The organism is Streptomyces sp. NPDC045778 (assembly GCF_056431945.1).
The window spans coordinates 79,204-100,142 of the sequence record NZ_JBWKJZ010000031.1; the positions used below are offsets into that span (position 1 = coordinate 79,204).

The 20,939-nt window shown below is 72.5% G+C and carries 20 protein-coding genes and 1 pseudogene; 9 read left to right on the forward strand and 12 right to left on the reverse strand.

Features of this window, described 5'->3' with window-relative positions; translation table 11 throughout:
- The first annotated feature begins 36 nt into the window (after positions 1–36).
- The 4 genes from AC07GB_RS31310 (at position 37) to AC07GB_RS31325 (ending at position 4,394) form a co-directional block, all read left to right on the forward strand.
- Positions 37–1,056, forward strand: coding sequence for an NADP-dependent oxidoreductase (locus AC07GB_RS31310; RefSeq protein WP_478851329.1), 1,020 nt, complete (start codon positions 37–39; stop codon positions 1,054–1,056).
- On the forward strand, positions 1,056–1,664 hold the full coding sequence (locus AC07GB_RS31315; protein ID WP_478851331.1) for an NAD(P)H oxidoreductase: 609 nt from the start codon (positions 1,056–1,058) through the stop codon (positions 1,662–1,664). The genes AC07GB_RS31310 and AC07GB_RS31315 overlap by 1 nt, the downstream gene beginning before the upstream one ends.
- Before the next feature lie 135 nt (positions 1,665–1,799).
- On the forward strand, positions 1,800–2,681 hold the full coding sequence (locus AC07GB_RS31320; RefSeq protein WP_478851333.1) for a polysaccharide deacetylase family protein: 882 nt from the start codon (positions 1,800–1,802) through the stop codon (positions 2,679–2,681).
- 132 nt (positions 2,682–2,813) lie between these two features.
- A complete protein-coding gene (locus AC07GB_RS31325; protein ID WP_478851334.1) occupies positions 2,814–4,394 on the forward strand; it encodes an alpha/beta hydrolase in 1,581 nt (526 codons plus the stop codon).
- A 2-nt stretch (positions 4,395–4,396) separates the two neighbouring features.
- Here AC07GB_RS31325 and AC07GB_RS31330 read toward each other — a convergent pair whose 3' ends face one another.
- The gene (locus AC07GB_RS31330) at positions 4,397–5,032 is read right to left on the reverse strand and encodes a hypothetical protein (RefSeq protein ID WP_478851335.1); all 636 of its coding nucleotides are present in this window, start codon (positions 5,030–5,032) and stop codon (positions 4,397–4,399) included.
- 227 nt (positions 5,033–5,259) lie between these two features.
- On the opposite strand from AC07GB_RS31330, the pseudogene AC07GB_RS31335 reads away from it, so the two are divergent.
- A pseudogene (locus AC07GB_RS31335) lies at positions 5,260–5,700 on the forward strand (hypothetical protein); the annotation flags it as partial.
- A gap of 357 nt (positions 5,701–6,057) precedes the next feature.
- On the opposite strand, the gene AC07GB_RS31340 reads toward AC07GB_RS31335, so the two are convergent.
- Positions 6,058–6,531 carry an RrF2 family transcriptional regulator gene (locus AC07GB_RS31340; protein ID WP_478851336.1) on the reverse strand — a complete coding sequence of 158 codons (474 nt, stop codon included), beginning with the start codon at positions 6,529–6,531 and terminating at the stop codon, positions 6,058–6,060.
- A gap of 107 nt (positions 6,532–6,638) precedes the next feature.
- Here AC07GB_RS31340 and AC07GB_RS31345 point away from each other — a divergent pair, with 107 nt between their 5' ends.
- The gene (locus AC07GB_RS31345) at positions 6,639–7,382 is read left to right on the forward strand and encodes an SDR family oxidoreductase (protein WP_478851338.1); all 744 of its coding nucleotides are present in this window, start codon (positions 6,639–6,641) and stop codon (positions 7,380–7,382) included.
- Positions 7,383–7,398: 16 nt separating this feature from the next.
- Here AC07GB_RS31345 and pdxR read toward each other — a convergent pair whose 3' ends face one another.
- The gene (pdxR, locus tag AC07GB_RS31350; RefSeq protein ID WP_478851340.1) at positions 7,399–8,832 is read right to left on the reverse strand and encodes a MocR-like pyridoxine biosynthesis transcription factor PdxR; all 1,434 of its coding nucleotides are present in this window, start codon (positions 8,830–8,832) and stop codon (positions 7,399–7,401) included.
- Between the two features lie 46 nt (positions 8,833–8,878).
- On the opposite strand from pdxR, the gene AC07GB_RS31355 reads away from it, so the two are divergent.
- Complete coding sequence (locus tag AC07GB_RS31355; protein ID WP_478851342.1) at positions 8,879–9,418, forward strand: carboxymuconolactone decarboxylase family protein; 540 nt, start codon at positions 8,879–8,881, stop codon at positions 9,416–9,418.
- Positions 9,419–9,478: 60 nt separating this feature from the next.
- Positions 9,479–10,216 (forward strand): isocitrate lyase/PEP mutase family protein, encoded by a 738-nt coding sequence (locus AC07GB_RS31360; RefSeq protein WP_478851344.1) that lies wholly within the window; start codon positions 9,479–9,481, stop codon positions 10,214–10,216.
- 86 nt (positions 10,217–10,302) lie between these two features.
- Here the strand turns inward: AC07GB_RS31360 and AC07GB_RS31365 are convergent, their stop codons facing one another.
- From AC07GB_RS31365 to AC07GB_RS31385, 5 genes are all read right to left on the reverse strand, one after another.
- The gene (locus AC07GB_RS31365) at positions 10,303–11,268 is read right to left on the reverse strand and encodes an ABC transporter substrate-binding protein (RefSeq protein ID WP_478851403.1); all 966 of its coding nucleotides are present in this window, start codon (positions 11,266–11,268) and stop codon (positions 10,303–10,305) included.
- A gap of 7 nt (positions 11,269–11,275) precedes the next feature.
- Positions 11,276–13,243, reverse strand: coding sequence for an ABC transporter permease (locus AC07GB_RS31370; RefSeq protein ID WP_478851346.1), 1,968 nt, complete (start codon positions 13,241–13,243; stop codon positions 11,276–11,278).
- Positions 13,243–14,346, reverse strand: a complete 1,104-nt coding sequence (locus tag AC07GB_RS31375) for a quaternary amine ABC transporter ATP-binding protein (protein ID WP_478851348.1) — start codon at positions 14,344–14,346, stop codon at positions 13,243–13,245. Before AC07GB_RS31375 ends, AC07GB_RS31370 begins: the two co-directional genes overlap by 1 nt.
- Positions 14,347–14,479: 133 nt before the next feature.
- A complete protein-coding gene (locus tag AC07GB_RS31380; RefSeq protein ID WP_478851350.1) occupies positions 14,480–16,036 on the reverse strand; it encodes a GMC family oxidoreductase in 1,557 nt (518 codons plus the stop codon).
- A gap of 114 nt (positions 16,037–16,150) precedes the next feature.
- On the reverse strand, positions 16,151–17,653 hold the full coding sequence (locus AC07GB_RS31385) for an aldehyde dehydrogenase family protein (RefSeq protein WP_478851352.1): 1,503 nt from the start codon (positions 17,651–17,653) through the stop codon (positions 16,151–16,153).
- A gap of 213 nt (positions 17,654–17,866) precedes the next feature.
- Between AC07GB_RS31385 and AC07GB_RS31390 the strand changes: the two genes are divergently transcribed.
- The gene (locus AC07GB_RS31390) at positions 17,867–18,646 is read left to right on the forward strand and encodes a LolA-like protein (protein ID WP_478851354.1); all 780 of its coding nucleotides are present in this window, start codon (positions 17,867–17,869) and stop codon (positions 18,644–18,646) included.
- Between the two features lie 21 nt (positions 18,647–18,667).
- Here the strand turns inward: AC07GB_RS31390 and AC07GB_RS31395 are convergent, their stop codons facing one another.
- The 4 genes from AC07GB_RS31395 to AC07GB_RS31410 form a co-directional block, all read right to left on the reverse strand.
- A complete protein-coding gene (locus AC07GB_RS31395) occupies positions 18,668–19,189 on the reverse strand; it encodes a hypothetical protein (protein WP_478851356.1) in 522 nt (173 codons plus the stop codon).
- 2 nt (positions 19,190–19,191) lie between these two features.
- Positions 19,192–19,437, reverse strand: coding sequence for a helix-turn-helix transcriptional regulator (locus AC07GB_RS31400; RefSeq protein WP_478851358.1), 246 nt, complete (start codon positions 19,435–19,437; stop codon positions 19,192–19,194).
- A gap of 89 nt (positions 19,438–19,526) precedes the next feature.
- A complete protein-coding gene (locus tag AC07GB_RS31405) occupies positions 19,527–19,898 on the reverse strand; it encodes a hypothetical protein (protein WP_478851360.1) in 372 nt (123 codons plus the stop codon).
- A gap of 80 nt (positions 19,899–19,978) precedes the next feature.
- Positions 19,979–20,911 carry a LysR family transcriptional regulator gene (locus AC07GB_RS31410; protein WP_478851405.1) on the reverse strand — a complete coding sequence of 311 codons (933 nt, stop codon included), beginning with the start codon at positions 20,909–20,911 and terminating at the stop codon, positions 19,979–19,981.
- Positions 20,912–20,939 lie beyond the last annotated feature (28 nt).

The window sequence follows — 20,939 nt, forward strand, 5'->3', positions numbered from 1 at the left end:
CCAGGCCACACCACCACCGCCCCAGGAGGAACCGCCATGCCCGAGTCCAAGGAGATCCGCCTCGCCGCCCGCCCCCAGGGCACGCCCCGTCCCACCGACTTCGCCCTCGCCACCACGGAGCTGCCCGACTCCGCCCCCGAGGGCCAGGTGCTCGTCCGGAACCTGTGGATGTCCGTGGACCCGTACATGCGCGGCCGTATGGACGACGTGCCGTCCTACATGCCGCCGTTCCGGCTCGGCGCCCCGCTGGAGGGGAGCGCGGTCGGTGAGGTCGTGGCCTCCGGCTCGCCGGACGTCCCGGTCGGCGCGACGGTCACGCACTTCGCGGGCTGGCGGGAGTACGCCCTCGTCGACGCCGCCACCGCGACGGTGGTCGACACCTCGCTCGCCCCGCCGTCGGCGTACCTGGGTCCGCTGGGCACGACCGGCCTGACGGCGTACGCGGCGCTGACGCGCACCGCCCCGGTCCGCGAGGGAGACGTCGTGTTCGTGTCGGCCGCCGCGGGAGCGGTGGGCAGCGTGGCGGGGCAGGTGGCGCGGGCGCTCGGCGCGTCCCGGGTGATCGGCTCGGCGGGCGGGCCGGAGAAGACGAAGAAGCTGCTCGACACGTTCGGGTACGACGCCGCGATCGACTACCGCCAGGGCGGTCTCCCCGAGCAGCTCGCCGAGGCCGCGCCCGACGGCATCGACGTGTACGTCGACAACGTGGGCGGCGACCACCTCCAGGCCGCGATCGGCGCCATCCGCCGCGAGGGGCGCATCGCGATGGTCGGCGCGATCAGCACGTACAACGACACGGCTCCCGCGGCGGGCCCGAACAACCTCTTCCAGGCCGCCAAGCAGGAGGCGACCCTGCGCGGCATGCTCGTGACCAGCCACTTCGACTTGTTCCCCGAGTGGGCGGGGAAGGCCGCCGCGATGCTCGCGGACGGCTCGCTGCGCACGGAGCAGACCGTCGTCGACGGGATCGAGCGGGCGCCGGAGGCGTTCCTCGGCGTCCTGCGCGGCGCCAACACCGGCAAGATGCTGGTCCGCCTCGCCGAGGGGACCGAGTGATGGCCACGGCACTGGTCGTCACCGGGCATCCGCGCACCGACTCGCTCACCGCCGCGCTCGCCCGCCACGCCCGGGACCGGCTCGCCGCCGACGGCCACACCGTGGACTTCCTCGACCTGGAGGCGGAGGGTTTCGACCCCCGGATGACGCCCGCGGACGAGCCCGACTGGGGCGACCCGGGGAAGACGTACTCTTCCGAAGTACGCGCCCACATGCGGCGCGTGGCGGACGCCGACGTGATCGTGGTCGTCTTCCCGGTGTGGTGGTTCGGCCTCCCCGCGCTGCTGAAGGGCTGGATCGACCGGGTGTGGAACCACGGATTCGCGTACGGCCGCCGCCGGGTCGGCGGCCCGCTCGACCGGACCCGGATGCTGTGGCTCGGCCTGACGGCGTACGACCGGGCGGAGTTCGGGGACGCGGGCTGGGAGGAGACGGTGACGCGCGTGCTGCGCAAGGGGATCTCGGAGTACTGCGGGATCGCGCCGGAGCGGACGTCGGTGCGGTACGTGTACGACTCGCTGACGGCGGGAGCGGGCGCCTTCGGGGTCCTGGACGCGGCGCTCGACGAGCTGCTCCCGGCCCAGGAGCCCACCGCCCGCCCCGCGTGACGGGCGTCACTCCCGAGGCCGCCTTGACCTTCACACCAGTGTGAGGGTTTGACGATGGAGGCACGCAGGCGGGAGGGAAGCACCGCAGGCGGCGGCCACCGCAGGCCGCTCCGGCTACTCCAGAGGGTGATCGTGATGGACAACAAGCTCTACGACTACAGCCCCATCGTCGAGCGCGAGCCGCTCCACTGGCCCGAGGGCAAGCGCGTCGCCTTCTACATCGGCCTGAACGTCGAGCACTTCGAGATCGGCAAGCCCTCCACGAGCATCTATCCGGGAACCGCGGAGCTGACCCCCGACCCGCTCAACCACGGCTGGCGCGACTACGGGGCGCGGGTGGGCTTCTGGCGCACCCTGGAGACCCTGGACCGGCACGGGGTGCGCGCCAGCGTCCTGCTCAACTCCGACGTCGGCGACCGCTACCCGCAGATCATCGAGGCGGGCCGGGAGCGGAACTGGGCGTGGCTCGCACACGGCAGGACCAACTCGGACCTGCACACCGACCTGGCGGAGGACGAGGAGCGCGCCGTCCTCAAGGACATCGTCGAGACGATCGAGCGGACGACGGGGACGCGGCCGCGCGGCTGGATGGGCCCTGGTCTGACGCAGACCTTCAACACCCCGCGCTTGGCCAAGGAGTTGGGCATCGACTACGTACTGGACTGGACGGCCGACGACCAGCCCTTCGCCCTGAACGAGCCGGGCGTCCTGAGCGTGCCGTACACGGTGGAGCTGAACGACATCAACCTGTTCATCGGCAAGAGCACGTCGGGCCCGGACTTCGTGCGGATGCTCAAGGACCAGGTCGACCAGTTGCACGCCGACGCGGAGGCCACGGACAGCGGGCGCGTCATGCCGCTGGCCCTGCACCCCTTCATCATCGGCCAGGCGTTCCGCGCGAAGTACCTGGACCAGGCACTGGAGTACATCGTGAACCACCCCGGGGTGTGGGTGACGACGTCGGACGAGATCGCCGAGCACTACCGGGCGACTCACGGCGACAGCAAGAACGCGTGACGCGGCGCGGCCGGGGCGCGGAGCGGGGGCGTACCCCCTGGCCGCGCCCCGTCGCGGTAGGGGTTTGTCTACCTCTGCCCCGGGGGGCCGTCGGAGTGAGGTCCGGGGGCAGGTGCTTCTAGCGTCGAAGGCATGGACAGTTCCGCGCGGCGCGCGCCTCGTAAGGGGTCTCGATCGGCCCGGCGTACCACGGTGTTCGGCGTGGCCGCCGTGACCCTCGCCCTCACCGTCCCCGCGGGGAACGCATCCCCTGGCCCGGGAGACGGGCTCGGCCGCTACTACCAGCAGCGGCTCGACTGGGGCCGGTGCGCCGAGGGCCCGGACGACCCGGTGGGACCGGGCCTCGACAAGGCCGGGGTGCGGTGCGCCGACGTCACCGTGCCGCTCGACTACGCCGCGCCCGGGGGGCGGACCATCACCGTCGCGATCTCGCGCCTGGAGGCCACCGACCGGCGGCACCGCGTGGGCGCGCTGCTCATCAACCCCGGCGGGCCCGGCGGCACCGCCCTCGACATGCCGCCCGACATCCGCAAGGCGATGAAGGAGACCGGAGCGCGCTACGACCTCATCGGCATGGACCCCCGCTTCGTCGGCCGCAGCACGCCGCTGGACTGCGGCTGGCCCGTCAGCACCGCCGTCCTCTCCGCCGGGGCGGGCCGCGCGGGCTTCGAGCGCCAGGTCGCGCTCCAGAAGCGTCTGGCCGCCAAGTGCCGGTCCGCCCACGCCGATGTGCTGCCGCACGTCAGCACGCGCAACACCGCCCGCGACATGGACGTCATCAGGGCCGCGCTCGGGGAGGAGAAGCTGTCGTACCTCGGTTACTCGTACGGCACGTACCTCGGCACCGTCTACACGCAGATGTTCCCCCGCCGCTACGACCGCGTGGTGCTCGACGGCGCCCTCGACACCCCGAGCTACCAGCCCCGGATCCTCAGGGGCGCCGAGGCCGAGAACGAGCGGGCCCTCGCGGACTGGGCCGCCTGGGCGGCCCGGCGGCACGCCACGTACGGGCTCGGCCGCAGCCGCGCCCAGGTGCTCGCCGCCGTCGACCGGATCGTCGAGAAGTCCGCGCGCGGCCTGACGCTCCGCGGCGGGCCCGGACCCGGGCCCGACGTCTTCCGCGTCGACGACTCCCACGTGCCGTTCCTGATCGTGGAAGGCATCGCGGACGACACGGACCCGGCCCGCGCGGCGTTCGGCGAGACCGTGTCCGTGCTCGCCGACGCCGCCGCGGGGAAGCCGGCCCGGCCGTCGAAGCACCTCGCCGCCCTGCTGCGGTACGCGACCACCGGCGTGGACTCCGCCTCCGGCAGCGCGCAGACCGCCATCCTGTGCGGGGACGTCGCCGCCCCGCGCGACCCGGAGCGCTACTGGCGCGACATCGAGCGCGGCCGGATTCGGCATCCGCTGTTCGGCCCGCTGACCGACAACGTCACCCCGTGCGCCTTCTGGGACCGCCCGCGCGAGCGGCCCACGCGGGTGCGGCACGACACCCGCGCGCTGATCGTGGCCGCCACCGGCGACCCACGCGCCCCGTACAAGGGGAGCGTCGCGCTCCGGCACCGCCTGCCCGGCTCCCGCCTTGTCACCCTCGCGGGCGCCAACCGCCACGGCCTGTACGCCGAGTACGGCAACACCTGTGTGGACGGCCACGTCAACGCCTATCTGGCGACGGGCGAGCTGCCCGCGCGGGACCGCGTCTGCGCGCGATAGGCCTACCGCAGCGCCCACTTGAGGGGCTCCTTGTAGAAGCCCTGCGAGTAGGTCACGGCCTTGACCGTGGCGTCGGCGGGGATCAGGTAGGGCTCGCACACCGTGCGCTCCTCGCCCTTCTTCCAGATGTCCTCGCCGCCCAGCTCCCGCTTGCCGTCGTTGCCCACGCAGTCCTCGGGCTGGCTGGAGAGGGTGCCGATGAGGATGAACTTCGTGGCCGGGCTGCCGTCGGTGGTCTCGGCGTTGACGTTGCCCATCACCATCGGCTGCTTCACCGGGGCGCCGCTGACGTGCTTCGCCTTGACGTAGATCCAGGCGACCTTCTTGCCCCCGTACTTCTTCTCGTCGTCCAGCTCCTTGAGGTCCGCGGGCTTGCCGAGGGTGACCTTCGTCGGCGTGAGCGAGAACTTGCCGGTCTTGTCGTACCTGGTGATCTCCTGCACCGGGCCCGCCTGGCCGACCTTCAGGTCCTTGGGGGCCTCGCTCGCCCGGTCGCCGGACCCGCCGTCCTTGCCGCCCTTGCCCTTGGCGGAGTCGTCGTCGGAGCCGCCGCAGGCGGTCAGGGTGACGGCGGTGGCGGCCACGACGGCCACGAGGCCGAGGCGCCGGCGGTACCGGGGTGCTCGCTGAGTGCTCATGTGCTGTGCTTCCTGATCTTGTACGCGGACTCGTCCCAGTACGGCCACGACGTGTCGTGGCGGCCGGACCCGCTCGGCCGTCGTCGCTGCGGCATGCTGACGGACACTCCCCCGTGTCGGTGTGCGAAACGGCGGTCAGCCTAAGGAGCCGCTGGTCCGCGGCGCCAACCGGCTCCCGCCCGTGCGGCCGCGAACCCCTCCCCTACAGTCACTTCGTGGCTCTTGGGATGATTTGCGCGCTTGGTTCGGCGGTCTGCTTCGGCGTGGCCTCGGTGTTGCAGGCGGTCGCGGCGCGCTCGACCGCGCCCGGTACGGGGTCGGGTGTCGACCCCGCGCTGCTGCTGCGCGGGGTGCGGCAGTGGCGGTACGTGGCCGGGCTCGCTCTCGACGGTCTCGGGTTCCTGCTCCAGGTCGTGGCCCTGCGCTCCCTTCCCATCCACACCGTCGGGGCCGCCCTCGCCGCGTCGCTCGCCGTGACGGCCGTGGCGGCGGCCCGGCTGCTGCGGGTGCGGCTCAGCGGGGCGGAGTGGGGTGCCGTGGGGGTCGTCTGCGCCGGGCTCGCCATGCTGGGGCTCGCGTCCGGCGACGAGGGCGGCAAGGGCGGGTCCACGTCGCTGCGCTTCGCGATGCCGGGCATCGCCCTTGCCGTCCTCCTGCTCGGCGCCGTGTGCCGGATGTCGGATGTCGGCCTCCGGACGCCGGTGTCAACTGCCGGGTACCGGACGTCGGTTGTCGGGTAGCGGGTGCCGGATGCCGGTCGTCGGCTGCCGGGTGCCGGTATCGGCCGCCGGGGGCCGGACGCCGGGGGCCGGACGCCGGGCGCCGGGGTCGGATGCCGGGGGCCGGACGCCGGGCGCCGGGCGCAGGGGTCGGATGTCGGGGGCCGGGTACCGGATGTCGGGGGCCGGGCGCCGGATGTCGGGTGGCAGGCGGCGAGGGCCGGGCCCCGGTGTCTGTTTCTGCGAAGTTGCGTGCGGCGCGTGGGAGTTGTGCGCCCCCGCACCACGCGCCCCCCGGTCAAGGAGTCAGCCCGTGCCCGCCAAGAGGCGGCGGGTGCGTTCCGGGGCCCACTCGGGGATCTCGGACAGGAGGTCGGCCAAGGTCACCGCCGCTAGGCTCGTGCGCCACGCGGTGTGCGCCGCGGCCATCTTCGCCGCGATCGGGCACGCCGCGCGGCAGTCCTCGGCGGGCAGCGCACCCCTGCCCTGCTGACGGATCTCCCTGCACTCGTACGGAGCCGCCGACCCGTCCACCGCCTCGACGATGTCCAGGAGCGTGATGTCCACGCTCGGGCGGGCCAGCCGGAAGCCGCCCCTCGGGCCCGTCGTGGCGGCGAGGACACCCGCCTTGACCAGGGGCTGGAGCTGCTTGGCCAGATAGGCCTGCGGGACGTCGAAGTAGGCCGCCAGCTGGCCCGCCGACGCCGTCGCCCCCGGCTCCAGCTGCGCCAGCGACGTGGCGCAGTGCAACACCCACTCCGTACTCACAGGCAGCTTCATGCCGTCCATCCTATCCCGGACATCTGGGATCCGGGATATTGCGGATGTGTTTAGTCCTGGATATGGTTCGGGTGTCGGTGTCGAACGCCATACCAAGGGAGATCGTCATGCGCATCGCCGTCGCCGGAGCCACCGGGAGCATCGGGGGCCGCACCGCCGCCGCGCTGGAGAAGGCGGGCCACGACGTCGTGCGCGTCAGCCGCTCGCTGGGTGTGGACCTGTCCACCGGGGAAGGCCTCGACGCCGCCCTGGTGGGTGTGGACGCGGTCGTGGATGCCACCAACTGCACCGCGAGCGACCCCGCGGAGACCGTCGCGTACTTCGGCACCACCACGCGCAACCTCCTCGCCGCCGAGGAGAAGGCGGGGGTCAGGCACCACGTCCTGCTGTCCATCGCGGGCATGGACCGCGTCGAGGGCAACGCGCACTACGCGGGCAAGCGCGAGCAGGAGCGCCTGGTCGCCGAAGGACCGGTGCCGTGGACCATCGTCCCGGCCACGCAGTTCCACGACTTCGCCGCCATGGTCGCGAGCTGGACCGAGCAGGACGGCGTCGCCACCGTCGCGCCGCTGCTCCTCCAGCCCGTCGCGCCCGACGACGTGGCGGCCGTCCTCGCCGAGGTCGCGGCCGGCGCGCCCCTCGGCCGCCACCGCGACGTGGCCGGGCCCGACCCGCAGGACATGGTCGACATGGCCCGGCGCACGCACCAGGCCCAGGGCCGCACGGTGAAGCTCGTCCCGACCTGGTCCGGCCTCTTCGGGCCGGACATGGCGGGTGACGCGCTGCTGCCCGCCGAGGACGCCCGCATCATGCCCACCACCTTCGAGGAGTGGCTGGCCACGCAGGGCTAGCCCGCCGGGCTCCCGCTCAGGGCAGCGCGCGGCACAGCGCGTCCAGGGCCGCCGCCCAGGTGTGGTCGGCCGGCGTGCCGTAGCCGACCACCAGCGCGTCCTGACGGGCCGCGGCCGCCTCCGGGTGGCGGAAGCGGGACAGGCCCTGCACCGCGAGCCGCTGCCAGCTCGCGGACTGCACCACCACCTGCTCGGTGCCGGGCGGCAGTTGGAGCACCGCGTGCAGGCCCGCCGCGATGCCGGTCACGCGGACGTCCGGCGCGTGCGCCGCCACGGCGGCGACCAGCTGGTCACGGCGGCGGCGGTAGCGAAGGCGCACCGAGCGCACATGGCGGTCGTACGCCCCGGACGTCAGGAACTCCGCGAGCGTCAGCTGGTCGATGACCCCGCCGGACGCCCCGGCCCTGTCCTTCAGCTCGGCCACCTCCGAGGCCAGCGCGGCCGGGAGCACCATCCACGCGATCCGCAGCCCCGGCGCCAGGGACTTGCTGGCCGTGCCCAGGTAGATCACGCGGTCCGGGTCCAGGCCCTGGAGCGCGCCGACCGCCTGCCGGTCGTAGCGGAACTCGCCGTCGTAGTCGTCCTCCAGGATCAGCCCGTCCGCCCGCCGCGCCCACTCCACGGCCTCCGCCCGCCGGTCGGGATGCAGCGGTACGCCGATGGGGAACTGGTGGGCGGGCGTCAGCAGGACCGCCCGGTGCGCGGCCAACCCCTCGACGCGCGTGCCGAGTTCGTCGAGCCTGAGCGGCCGGGTCCTGAGGCCCACCCGCGCGAGCCGGTCCCAGTGCAGGTCCAGGCCGTACGACTCGACCGCGATCTCCCGCAGGCCGCGCCCGCCGAGCAGCTCCCCGAGCAGCGTCAGGCCGTGCACGAAGCCGGGCACGACGACGATCCGGTCCGGTTCGGCGTGCACGCCACGGGCCCGGGCGAGGTACCCGGCCAGGGCGGTGCGCAGCTCGATCCTGCCGCGCGGGTCGCCGTAGCCGAGCGCGTCGCCCGGCGCGGTCGCGAGCGCGCGCCGGGCCGCCTTCAGCCACTCGCCGCGCGGGAAGGCGGCGACGTCCGGGGTGCCCGGCGTCAGGTCGTGAACGGGGGCGGCGGCGCTGCGGGGCGGGCGCGCGGGCGCCACCGGGCGGGGCACGTCACGGGCGGCGACCCGCGTGCCCGAGCCCTGCCGGGCGGTCAGCCAGCCCTCCGCGACGAGGTCCGCGTACGCGTCGGCCACCGTGTTGCGCGCGACGCCCAGGTCGGCGGCGAGCGTACGGGACGACGGAAGGCGCGTGCCCGGCGCGAGACGGCCGCCGCGGACCGCGTCGCGCAGCGCGTCCGTGAGGCCGCGGCGCACACCGGAGCGCGTGCCCTTGCCGGGCGCGTCGAGGTGGAGGTCCACGCTCCAGCCGCCCGGTCCGGGGCCGTCCCCACCGCCCGGAGTGGCCCAAGATTTCTCCATGGGAATGGACCATACCGGTGGGCTAATCGCCCCGTAGGTTCGCGACATGACCGACACGACGCACCCCGCCGCCCCGCACGCGCACGCCCACGACGACCGGCTGCCCGAGCACACCCCCCGCCTCAACATGGCCGAGCTGGCCCCGGAGGCGTACAAGGCCATGATCCGGTTCGCCGCGGCCGCCAAGCGCGGGGTCGACCCGGTCCTCTTCGAGCTGATACAGATCCGGGCCTCGCAGATCAACCACTGCGCGTTCTGCCTCGACATGCACACCAAGGACGCCCTCGCGGCCGGTGAGAGCGTCGAGCGCATCGTGCAGCTGTCCACCTGGGAGGAGTCCAAGCACTTCTACACGGCCAGGGAGATCGCCGCCATCGAGCTGACGGAGGCCGTGACCGTCCTCACCGACGGCTTCGTACCGGACGAGGTGTACGAGCGCGCCGCGCGCCACTTCGACGACAAGGAGCTGGCCCACCTCATCGCGGCGATCACCCTGATCAACGGCTGGAACCGGTTCGCCGTGACCACGCGCATGGTGCCCGGGCACTACACGCCGGGGTCGACCGCGCACCGCCCCGCCGAGTAGGTCCCGCGCCACCGGGCCGCGCCCGGAGCCCCGTACGTCCCGAAAGGATGAGCACCACCTATGAGCAAGTGCACCGCTGAGGCGTTCGGCGCCCTGCACCACGGGCGGGAGCCGGGCGACCCGCTCGTCCTGCCGGGGCCGTGGGACGCGGCCAGTGCCCGCGTCTTCGAGGAGGCCGGGTTCCCCGCGCTCGCCACGCCCAGCGCGGGCGTCGCCGCCGCGCTCGGGTACGCCGACGGATCCGTGCCGCCGCGCGAGATGTTCGAGGCGGTCGGGCGCGTCGCGCGAGCGGTGTCCGTGCCGGTCAGCGCGGACGTCGAGGACGGCTACGGGCTGCCCGCGCGGAAGCTGGTGGGACGGCTGCTCGACGCCGGGGTCGTCGGGTGCAACCTGGAGGACTCCTGGGGGCGTAAGGACACGCCCGCCGGCACCCTCAAGGACCCCCGGGAGCAGGCGGACTACCTCGCGGCGGTGCGGGAGGTCGCCGGACGCGAACTGTTCGTCAACGCGCGCGTGGACACGTATCTGCGTGGGGTCGCGGACTTCGAGGAGACCGTGGCGCGGGCCCGGCTCTACGTCGAGGCCGGGGCGGACTGCGTGTACGTCATCAAGGCGCCGGTGGACGTGCTGCCCGCGCTGAGCGCCGCGATCGGGGCTCCGCTGAACGCCATCGGGCTCCCCGGCGGGCCCTCCCCCCGGGAGCTGGGCCGCCTCGGCGCGACCCGGATCACCTTCGGCGGGGGCCTGCACCACCAGGCCATGGAGGCCCTCCGGACCATCGCGAAGGACCTGGCGTAACCCTCGCGAAAACGCCGGACGGGCTGGCAGATCCAGCCTGTCCGGCGTTTGAGGACGAGGCGCGAAGCGCCGATCCGCCCGTCACGCTACTTGGGCAGCCACGCCTTCCACTTGGCCTCGTTGTCAGAGACCCACCGCTTCGCTGCGTCCTCAGGGGACATCTTCTTGTCGGCGATCATCAGCGAGACCTCGTTCTGGTCGGCCTCCGACCACTTGAAGCGCTTCAGGAAGGCCGCCGCGTCGCCCCCGTTCTTCGCGAAGTCCGCGTTGAAATACTTCTGGAGCGGCGTGTGCGGGTAAGCGCACTTGATCTTCGCCGGGTCGGCGTCGCAGCCCTCCTTGTACGCGGGCAGCTTCACCTCCGTCATCGGCACCTTCTCGAACAGCCACTGGGGCTTGTACCAGTAGGTGAGGAAGGGCTTCTGCTGCTTGGCGAACTGTTCGATCTGGGTGATCTGAGCCGCCTCGGAGCCCGCGAAGACGACCTTGTAGTCCAGGTCGAGGTTCTGCACGAGGGCCTTGTCGTTGGTGACGTAGGACGGGGAGCCGTCCATGAGCTGGCCCTTGCTGCCGGACTCCGGGGTGCGGAATTCCTTCGCGTACTTGTTGAGGTTCTTCCAGTCCGTGACGTCGGGGTGCTTCTTCGCGAAGTACGTGGGGACGTACCAGCCGATGTGCCCGGTCACGCCGACGTCACCGCCGGGGACGATCGTCTTCTTGTCCTTGATGTAGCGCTGTTCCTGGTCCGGGTGGCCCCAGTCCTCCATGATCGCGTCGACGCGGCCCTGGCTGAGCGCGTCCCAGGCCGGGATCTCGTCGATCTGGACCTTGTCGACGCGGTAGCCCAGCTCGTGCTTGAGCAGGTACTCGGCGACGGCCACGTCGGCCTGCGCGCCCACCCAGGACTGCACGGACAGCGTCACGGTCTTGGCGCCCGCCGCGTTCGCGTACGGGGATGCCTGCTTGCTCATGTCGGCCTTGCCGCAGCCGGAGAGGGCGAGCAGGGCGGCGCCCGCTCCGACCGAGGCGACGACGCGCGTACGCATCCTCATCCGCATGTCAGGCTCCCTTCTTCGCGCGGCGTTCCGTCGGCTGCGTGACCCGGTCAAGCATCAGGCCGAGGCAGACGATCGCGATGCCGCCCACCAGGCCGGTGGCCAGGTCGCCGCGGGCCAGACCCGCGAGGACGTCGTAGCCGAGCGCGCCACCGCCGACCAGGCCGCCGATGACGACGACGGCGAGGACGAGCACGACGCCCTGGTTGAGGGCGAGCAGGAGGGCCGGGCGGGCCAGCGGGAGCTGGACCTGGCGCAGCACCTGCCAGTCGGTGGCCCCGAGGGACTTCGCGGACTCCATCGCGGCGGGGCTGACCTGACGCAGGCCCTGCGTGGTGATGCGGACGACGGCGGGCAGCGCGTACACGACGGCGGCGAAGACGGCCGGGGCGCGGCCCACGCCGAAGAGCGCGACGACCGGGATCAGGTACACGAACTGCGGCATCGTCTGGAAGACGTCGAGGACGGGGCGCAGGGCGCGTTCGAGACGCCTGCTGCGGGAGGCCGCCACACCGATCGCGAAGCCGAGGACCAGGGTCACCGCGACGCCCGCGAGGACCTGGGAGAGCGTGTCGAGGGAGGCGTTCCAGACGTCGAGCACGCCGATCGCCGCCATCGCGAGGACGGCCGTGAGCGCGGTCTGCCAGGTGCCGATCACCCAGGCGAGGGCCGCGACGATCAGCAGCAGCGACCACCACGGCAGGCCCTGGAGGCCGTCGCGCACGGGGTCGAGGACGTACGTGGTGAAGTGCGCGCCCCAGTCGGCGGTGCCGCCCACCACGGGCACGCCCGTGTAGAGGTGGTCGACCATCCAGTCCTTGGCGGTGTTCACCGGCTCGGCGATCTGCACGACCCAGCTCGTCGGCCACTCCAGGCGGTCGGCGAAGCGGGCGGCGAGCGCGCAGGCCACGGTCACGGCGGCGGCGAGCGACCAGCCGCGCGGGCCGCGCAGCGGCGAGGTGTCATCGGCCCGCGTGCCGAGGCGTTCGCCCGCGGCGCCGGTGACGCGGTCCAGGACCACGGCGAGCAGCACGATCGGGATGCCCGCGGCGAGCGCCTGGCCGACGTCGACGGAGGCGAGCGCCTGGTAGACGCGGTCACCGAGGCCGCCGGCGCCGATCACGGACGCGATGACGGCCATGGAGAGCGCCATCATGATCGTCTGGTTGACGCCGAGGAGGAGTTCCTTGCGGGCCAGCGGCAGGCGCGCGGAGAGCAGCCGCTGGCGGCCGGTCGCGCCGAGCGACGCCACGGCCTCCATCACGCCGCCGTCGGCGCCGCGCAGGCCGAGCGCGGTGAGGCGGGCCATCGGCGGGGCCGCGTACACGACCGTCGCGAGGACGGCGGCGGGCACGCCGATGCCGAAGACGAGGACCACGGGCAGCAGGTAGGCGAAGGCCGGGAGCACCTGCATGGTGTCGAGGACCGGGCGCATCATGCGGAAGACCCGGTCGTTGAGTCCCGCGGCGAGGCCGAGCAGCATGCCGAGGAGCACCGACGCGAGCACCGCGACGGTCATCAGCGCGAGCGTCTGCATCGTCGGCACCCACATGCCGAGCAGGCCGCAGACCCCGAAGGCCGCGGCGGCCGTCACGGCGAGCTTCACGCCCGCGACGCGCCAGGCGACAGCTGCCGCGGCGACGGTGACGCCCGCCCAGCCCGCGGCGAGAAGGACCAGGTAGACGCCGCGCACGGACAGCACGATGGCGTTGGAGACGTGCCCGAGGAAGTAGGTGAACAGCGGGTGGCTGTCGCGGTTGTCGATGATCCAGTCGCTGGCCTTGCCGAGCGGCTCGGACAGGTCGACGGTGAGCGCGCCCGGCCAGGCGCCGGAAGCCCACTTGGCGTTGACGATGGGGACGGCGACCGCCGCGACGACGGCGAGCAGCAGGAGCTTGGTGGCCGCGCGGTGCCGGAGCAGGGCCCCGATGCCGGTATCTCGTACGGGGGTGGAGGCGGTGGCGGTGGCCATTACTTGACCACCTCGCCCGAGCCGTCCCGCGCGGGCACGCCCGCGACCACGCCGAGCAGGTGCTCCTGGTCGACGACGCCGAGGCAGCGCCCGTCGTCCATCACACGGGCCGGGAAGCCGGAGCGGGCCACGGCCTCGATGGCCTCGGACACGGTGGCGTCGGGCGCGAGGGCGGGGCCGCGCTCGTCGTCGCCGGAGGCGGGGTCGAGGGGCCGCATGGCGCTGCGCACCGTCATGACCTGCTCGCGCGGTACGTCCCTGACGAAGTCGCGGACGTAGGCGTCGGCCGGGGAGCCGACGATCTCCTCGGGTGTGCCGAGCTGGACGACGCGGCCGTCGCGCATCAGGGCGATGCGGTCGCCGAGCTTGAGGGCCTCGCTGAGGTCGTGGGTGATGAAGACCATCGTGCGGCCCTCCTCGCGGTGCAGGCGCACGACCTCCTCCTGCATGTCGCGGCGGATCAGCGGGTCGAGGGCGCTGAACGGCTCGTCGAAGAGCAGGACCTCGGGGTCGGCGGCGAGCGCGCGGGCCAGGCCGACGCGCTGCTGCTGGCCGCCGGAGAGCTGGCCGGGCTTGCGCGCCTCCAGGCCTTCGAGGCCCACCTTGGCGACGACCTCGGCGGCCTTCTCGCGGCGCTCGGCCTTGCCGACGCCCTGGATCTCCAGGCCGTAGGCGACGTTGTCGAGGACCGTGCGGTGCGGGAGCAGGCCGAAGTGCTGGAAGACCATGGACGCGCGGTGGCGGCGCAGTTCACGCAGGCGCGCCTTGTCCATGGCGAGGACGTCCTCGCCGTCGATGGCGACGGAGCCGGACGTCGGCTCGATGAGGCGGGTCAGACAGCGTACGAGCGTGGACTTGCCGGAGCCCGAAAGGCCCATGACGACGAAGACCTCGCCCTTGTTGACCTCGAAGGACACGTCCCGCACGGCGGCGGTGCAGCCGGTGCGCTCACGCAGCTCGGCGGGGTCGAGGGCGGTCAGCTCCGGGTCGCCGGGGACGCGCTCGCACTTCGGCCCGAAGACCTTCCACAGGTTCTGGACGCTGAAGACGGGGCTGTCCGCCCGGGAGGGCTCGGTCGTGGTCACGGTGGCGGCTTCGCTCATCGGTTCTCACCTCGGCGCATGGCGACGGCCGCGGACACGGGCGTCTCGGCGGTCACAGGCGTCACGGCGACCACGCGCCCACCCGTGGTCACGGACATCGCTGTGCTCCCCGCCAGGGGTATCGCGGCCTCGCTCATCGGCCGTCACCCCCAAGGATCTCGGCACATTTCTCCCCGACCATGAGCACTCCGATCATCGGGTTCACGGCGGGCATCGTCGGGAAGACGGATGCGTCCGCGATACGGATTCCGGCCAGGCCCCGGATCTTCAACTCCGGATCCACCACGGCGAGTTCATCAGTGGAAGCACCCATTCGGCAGGTGCCCGCCGGATGGTAGACCGTGTGCGCGGCCTTGCGGACGAGTTCGCTGATCTCGGCGTCGTCGGTGACGTGCGGGCCGGGGAAGACCTCCCGCTTGAGCCACTTCTTGAACGGCTCGGCCTCGGCGACCTTGCGGGCGAGTTTGATGCCGTCGACGAGCGTCTGTCCGTCGTAGTCGCTCTCGTCCTCGAAGTACTTGAAGTCCAGGGCGGGCTTGACCTCGGGGTCCGCCGACGTCAGATAGAGGCGGCCGCGGGCGCGGGACTTGGGGATGTTCGGGGTCATCGACACGCCGTGCTCGGGGCGTTCGTAGCCGAGCCGCTCCGGGTTGTCGGTGAACGGTATCTGGTAGAAGTGGAACATCAGGTCGGGGCCCTTGTGCTCCGGGTCCCGCTTCACGAACAGGCCCGCGTCGGAGTCCATCGCGGAGTTGCCCGGTATCGGGCCGTTGGTCTCCCAGACGATGACCGACTCGGGGTGGTCGATGAGGTTCTCGCCGACGCCCGGCAGGTCGTGCGCCACCGGGATGCCGAGGGCCTCCAGGTCCGCCTTCGGGCCGATGCCCGAGTGCAGGAGCAGGCGCGGCGTGTCCACGGCGCCCGCGCAGACGACCACTTCGCGGCGGGCGGTGAGCAGCTGCTCCGCGCCGTCCTTGGTGCGCACGTGGACGCCGCGCGCGGTCTTGCCGTCCAGCTCGAGGCGGTACGCCCAGGTCTCCAGGAACAGGTGGAGGTTCGGGCGGTCACCGGCCTCCATGTGCGGGTGGAGGTAGGCGACGGACGCCGAGGAGCGCTTGTTGTTCTCCGGGTGGTACGCCAGGTCGAAGAAGCCGACGCCCTCGTCGAAGGGCCGGTCGTTGAAGCCGACGACCTCGGGGACGTCCAGGGCTTCCTTGACGGCCTCGATCCAGTCGGTGGCGATCTGGTTCTGGTCCTTCTTGGCGACGCGCACGACGTTGTTGCGCAGCTTGCCGTAGTAGGGGTCCATGGCCTCGGCGTTCCAGCCGGTGGCGCCCGCGGCCTCCCACTCGTCCCAGTCGGAGGGCAGCGGCTTGAACGAGATCAGCGTGTTGTGCGAGGAGCAGCCGCCGAGGACCTTGGCGCGGCTGTGCAGGATGTGCGAGTTGCCGCGCGGCTGCTCGGTGGTCGTGTACTCGTAGTCCAGCTCGCCGCCGAGCAGGCCGAGCCACTTGCGCAGCGTCAGGACGTCCTCGCGGTCGATGTCGCTCGGGCCGCCCTCGATCACCGCGACGGTGACGTCGGGGTTCTCGGTGAGCCGGGATGCGATCACCGATCCCGCGGTGCCGCCGCCGACGATCACGTAGTCGAACTCGGCCGTGGCCTGGGGGGTTTCAGACGTTCCAGTCATGGGGGTACTGCTCCTCGTCGCTGCCAAGGTGCTTGCGCGTAAGGGGGGTTGCGTACGTACGGACTCGGGGGCCGGGCCAGGGCCGCTGGGGTCGCGGCCCGGGCCCGCGGGGCCTCAGCCCTTGAACCAGCGGACCGGCGCGGGCGCCAGGTTCTCGTAGACGTGCTTGGTCTCGCGGTACTCCGCGAGGCCTGCCGGGCCCAGCTCGCGGCCGACGCCGCTCTTGCCGAAGCCGCCCCACTCCGCCTGCGGCAGGTAGGGGTGGAAGTCGTTGATCCAGATGGTGCCGTGGCGCATCCGCCGGGCCATGCGCCGGGCGCGGCCGGAGTCGGTGGTCCACACGGCGCCCGCGAGGCCGTACTCGGTGTCGTTGGCGAGGGCCAGGGCCTCGTCCTCGGTGCGGAAGGTCTCCACGGTCAGGACCGGGCCGAAGACCTCCTCGCGCACGACCTTCATCTCGCGGTGGCACTGGTCGAGCACGGTCGGCTCGTAGAAGTAGCCGTCGGCGGGGCGGACGGCGCTCGGCTCGGGGCGCTTGCCGCCGCAGCGCAGGGCGGCGCCCTCGGCCAGGGCGGAGGCCACGTACGCCTCGGTCTTCTCGCGCTGCTCCTTGGAGACGAGCGGGCCGACCTCGACGCCGTCCTCGGTGCCGCGGCCGAGCTTGATCTTCTCGGCGCGGCGGGCGAGTTCGGCCACGAAGCGGTCGCGCACGGACTCCTCGACGATGAGGCGGCCGCCCGCCGAGCAGACCTGGCCGCTGTGGATGAACGCGGCGTTGAGCGCCTGGTCGACGGCCGTGTCGAAGCCCTCGTCGGTGGCGCAGGCGTCGGCGAAGACGACGTTGGGGTTCTTGCCGCCGAGTTCGAGGGCGACCTTCTTCACGCCGAGGGCCGCGGCCTGGGCGACCTTGGTGCCGGAGACGAGGCCGCCGGTGAAGGACACCAGGTCGACGTCGGGGTGGTCGGCGAGCCGGGCGCCGACGGTGTGGCCGGGCCCGGTGACGATGTTGGCGACGCCCTCGGGCAGGCCCGCCTCGACGAGCAGCTCGATGAGCGCGACCGTGGTCAGGGGCGTGATCTCGCTGGGCTTGATGACGAAGGTGTTGCCGGCCGCGAGGGCGGGCGCGATCTTCCAGCTGGCCTGGAGCAGCGGGTAGTTCCAGGGCGTGATCATCGAACAGACGCCGACGGGCTCGTGCACGACGACGCTGTGGACGTCGTCGGAGCCGGCGTCGACGACGCGGCCCGCGCCCTCGCCGATGACGAGGTCGGCGAAGTACCGGAAGGCGTCGGCCACGCAGTCGACGTCGACGCGGCCCTCCTCCAGGGTCTTGCCCGCGTCCCGGCTCTCCAGGAGGCCGATCTCCTCGCGGTCGCGGACCAGGAGGTCGGCGACGCGACGCAGGAGCGCGGCGCGCTCGGCGACGGGCGTGGCGGGCCAGGGGCCCTCGTCGAAGGCCCGGCGGGCGGCGGCGATCGCGGCGTCCGCGTCCTCGGCGCCGCCCTCGGCGATGAGGGCGAAGGGCTTGGCGTCCGCCGGGTCGAGGATCTCGCGCGTTGCGCCGTTCGCGGCCGCGCGCCATTCGCCGCCGACGTGGATGGTCTGTTGTGCGGACACGTCCCTGTTGCCTTCCGTTCCTGCCACTTTGCTGCCTTGTGCACCACCTGGTCACTCGTGGTAGCCGGGTGCACCTGCCCGTGCCCGGGGAAAGCATGCCTATTCGATGGCTGAAAGTGTGCTGTGTCACTGCGTATGCGGGTACGCGAGGTGAAACGTACGCTCGAAGCACGTTCTGTCACCGGAGGTGACTTTATGAGGCGGATGTCTCTTATGTCAGCACGCACCGCTACCGGCGTCTGCGCTGCGGCGGCCCTGGCGCTGCTCGTCCCGGCCTGTTCGTCGGACGACGACGGCGACAAGGGCGACAAGGGCAAGAAGACCGCGGACCTCAGCGCCCGGGAGATCTCGGACAAGGCGAAGCGGGAGCTGCTCGACGCCACGTCGGTGCACCTCAAGCTGGTGGAGAAGGGCACCGACGCCGAGAAGGACGATCCGGCGGCGATGGACCTGACGCTCGACCGCGACGGCAACTGCACCGGCAAGCTGACGTTCGCCGCCGGCGGCGGCTCCGCCGACCTGGTCAAGCAGGGCGACAAGGTGTGGATGAAGCCCGACAGCGCGTTCTGGCGCAACCAGGTGCCGAACGGTGACGGCGCGGCCGCCGCGGAGCTGTTCAAGAACCGCTACATCCACGGCAGCACGAGCGACCAGCTGCTCAAGGGCCTCTCCGAGGTCTGCGACCTCAAGAAGCTCCAGAAGTCGGTCGACGAGGACTCCGACGACGACACGGAGAAGCTGAAGAAGGGCGACGTCACGACGGTCGACGGCACCAAGGTCGTCCCGCTCACGTCCACCGACGACGGCAAGGAGAAGGCGCTGTACGTGGCGTCCGAGGGCAAGCCCTATCTGATCCGCGCCACGGAGAAGGGCGACGGCGAGGACAAGACAACCACGCTGAGTGACTACAACAAGCCCGTGCCCACGAAGACGCCGTCACCCGGCGAATCCGTGGACATCGCGAAGCTCCAGGAGCGGCTCCAGCGCACCTGAGGCCGCCGGGCCCGGCCGCCCCTAGCCGAAGACGTCGCCGTCGGGCTCGGGCTCGTCCCGCGCGGAGAGCCCCGCCACCCACAGCGGCATGAGCCAGTGCGTGACGAAGGCGCAGAACATCACTTGGAACACCAGCGCCTTGACGTCCACGCCCGCGAAACCGGCGACGCCCGTGCCGACCACGGCGGCCAGCAGCAGCCAGGTCATGACCTGGTGGGCACGGGCCCGCACCCGGTCGCGCTCGCCGCGCTGCCGCTCGTCGAGGGCGCGCGGGCGCAGCTCCAGCAGGCCGCGCGTGGCGCTGTTGATGATCCCGGTGGCCACGCACCAGGGCAGCAGCAGGCCGAGCATCACCCACACCGCCGAGGCGGACTCGCCCACGACCGTGCCGAGCCAGGCGGCGACGGCGCCGACGGTCAGCGCGATGTGCGCGACGACCACGGCGCGGCGCCGCCTGGCGGTGCGGTACAGCGGCTCCCCCTCGGTGCGGTTCATCAAGGCCCGCATGCGCCGGTCGTACGCGGTCAACTGCTGCTGTGCCATGCCTACTGGTCCCTCCCGTACAGCTGGTCCGTGAGCGGGCGAAATGGCTCCAGGGAGAACAGCGCCTCGACCGGAAGCCCGAAGTACTTCGCGATCCTCAGGGCGAGGTCGAGGCTCGGGTTGTACTGCCCTCGCTCGATGTAGCCGATGGTCTGGTAGTGGACGCCCACGGCCTCGGCCAGGCTCTGGCGCGACACCTTCCGCTCGGCGCGCACCACGGCCAACCTGTTGTGGACTTGCTCGCTCATGTATAAGAAGTACTACATTCAGTAGGAGGCAGGCAACAGAAGACGGCCACTTTTCGGACGGAGCCCGAAGCGTCGGCAAAGGTCCTGCCTCAGCCGTCGCCCTGTCGCAGCCAGGCCAGGACCGCCACGACGTACAGCGCGGCCGTGAAGGCCTTCACGGTCAGGAACGTCAGCACGCAGCCCACCACCGCGAGGCTCACGCGCACCCCGCGCAGCTCCCGCGTCCGCGGCGTGAACCAGCTCCCGACGACCAGCAAGAAGCCCGGCGTGTACGTCGCCGCGATCCAGAAGAAGGGCAGTTCGGCATCCCTGAGCTGCACGAACGCGCACAGCAGCGCGAGGGCCGTGCCGGCCGTCGGGACGAGCCACCACCACTCGTCCCGCTCCGGGGTCCGGTCGGCGTACCACGGCCGCTCCGGCGCCCGGACGGCGTACCACCGCGTGTCCTGGGTCTGTCGCATGCCCCCGAGTCCACCGCACGGTCGGCGGCCGGGACAGGGCGCGCGTACTCAGACCGCGTACTCAGACCGCGCCCGCGCGCTCAGTGACGTCGTACCAGGTCGCGGACGCACCCCCGCAGCCACGCGTGGGCCGGGTCGGCGTCGTGGCGCGGGTGCCAGGCCATGGCGAGGCGCAGCGGCGGCAGCGCCAGGGGGATCGGGAAGCTGACGAGGCCCAGCTCGTCGGCCAGCGGCCGCATCCAGCCGGTGATGAGGCCCACCAGGTCCGTGCGCAGCAGGATGAACAGCGACGCGGTGTACGTGCCCACGTTGCCCACCACCCGGCGCTCCAGGCCAAGTTCGGCGAGGGCCGTGTCCAGCGGGCCCGTCATCCGGCCCTTGCGGGACACCGTCAGATGGTCCGCCGCGGCGAACCGGCCCGGCGTCAACTCGCCGTCGAGGAGCGGATGTCCGGGCCTGACCAGGCCCTTCATCGTGTCCTCCAGGAAGTGTTCGATCCGCACCTCGGGCGCCGTCGTGTCGATCACGCCGACCTCCAGGTCCGCTACGCCCTCGCGCAGCACGGGCGCGTCCAGATGGCTCTCCGGCAGGAAGCGGAGCCGCACCCCGGGTGCCTGCTCGGCGGCGCGGGCGATCAGCGCCGGGGCGTAGGTGGCGGCCAGCGAGTCCTGCCCCACGACGGTCAGCGTCCGCCGGACGGTACGCAGGTCCTGCGCGCCGGGCCCGGCGAACACCGCGCGGGCCCGCTCCACCACCGCGCCGACCTCCGCCCGCACCGCGAGCGCGTACGGCGTGGGCACCATGCGGCGGCCCGCCCGCACCAGGACCGGGTCGCCGAGCGCCTTGCGGACGCGCCCGAGCGTGCGGCTCATCGCGGGCTCGGACAGATGCAGCCGCCGGGCGGCGCCGCGCACGCTGCCCTCGTCGAGCAGCGCGTCGAGGGCGATCAGCAGATTGAGGTCGACGTCGGGGCGGGCCGGGACGCCGGACCGGTCCGCGGCCCCACCGGACAGGTCCGGCGCCCCGGGCTCACTTGATTGC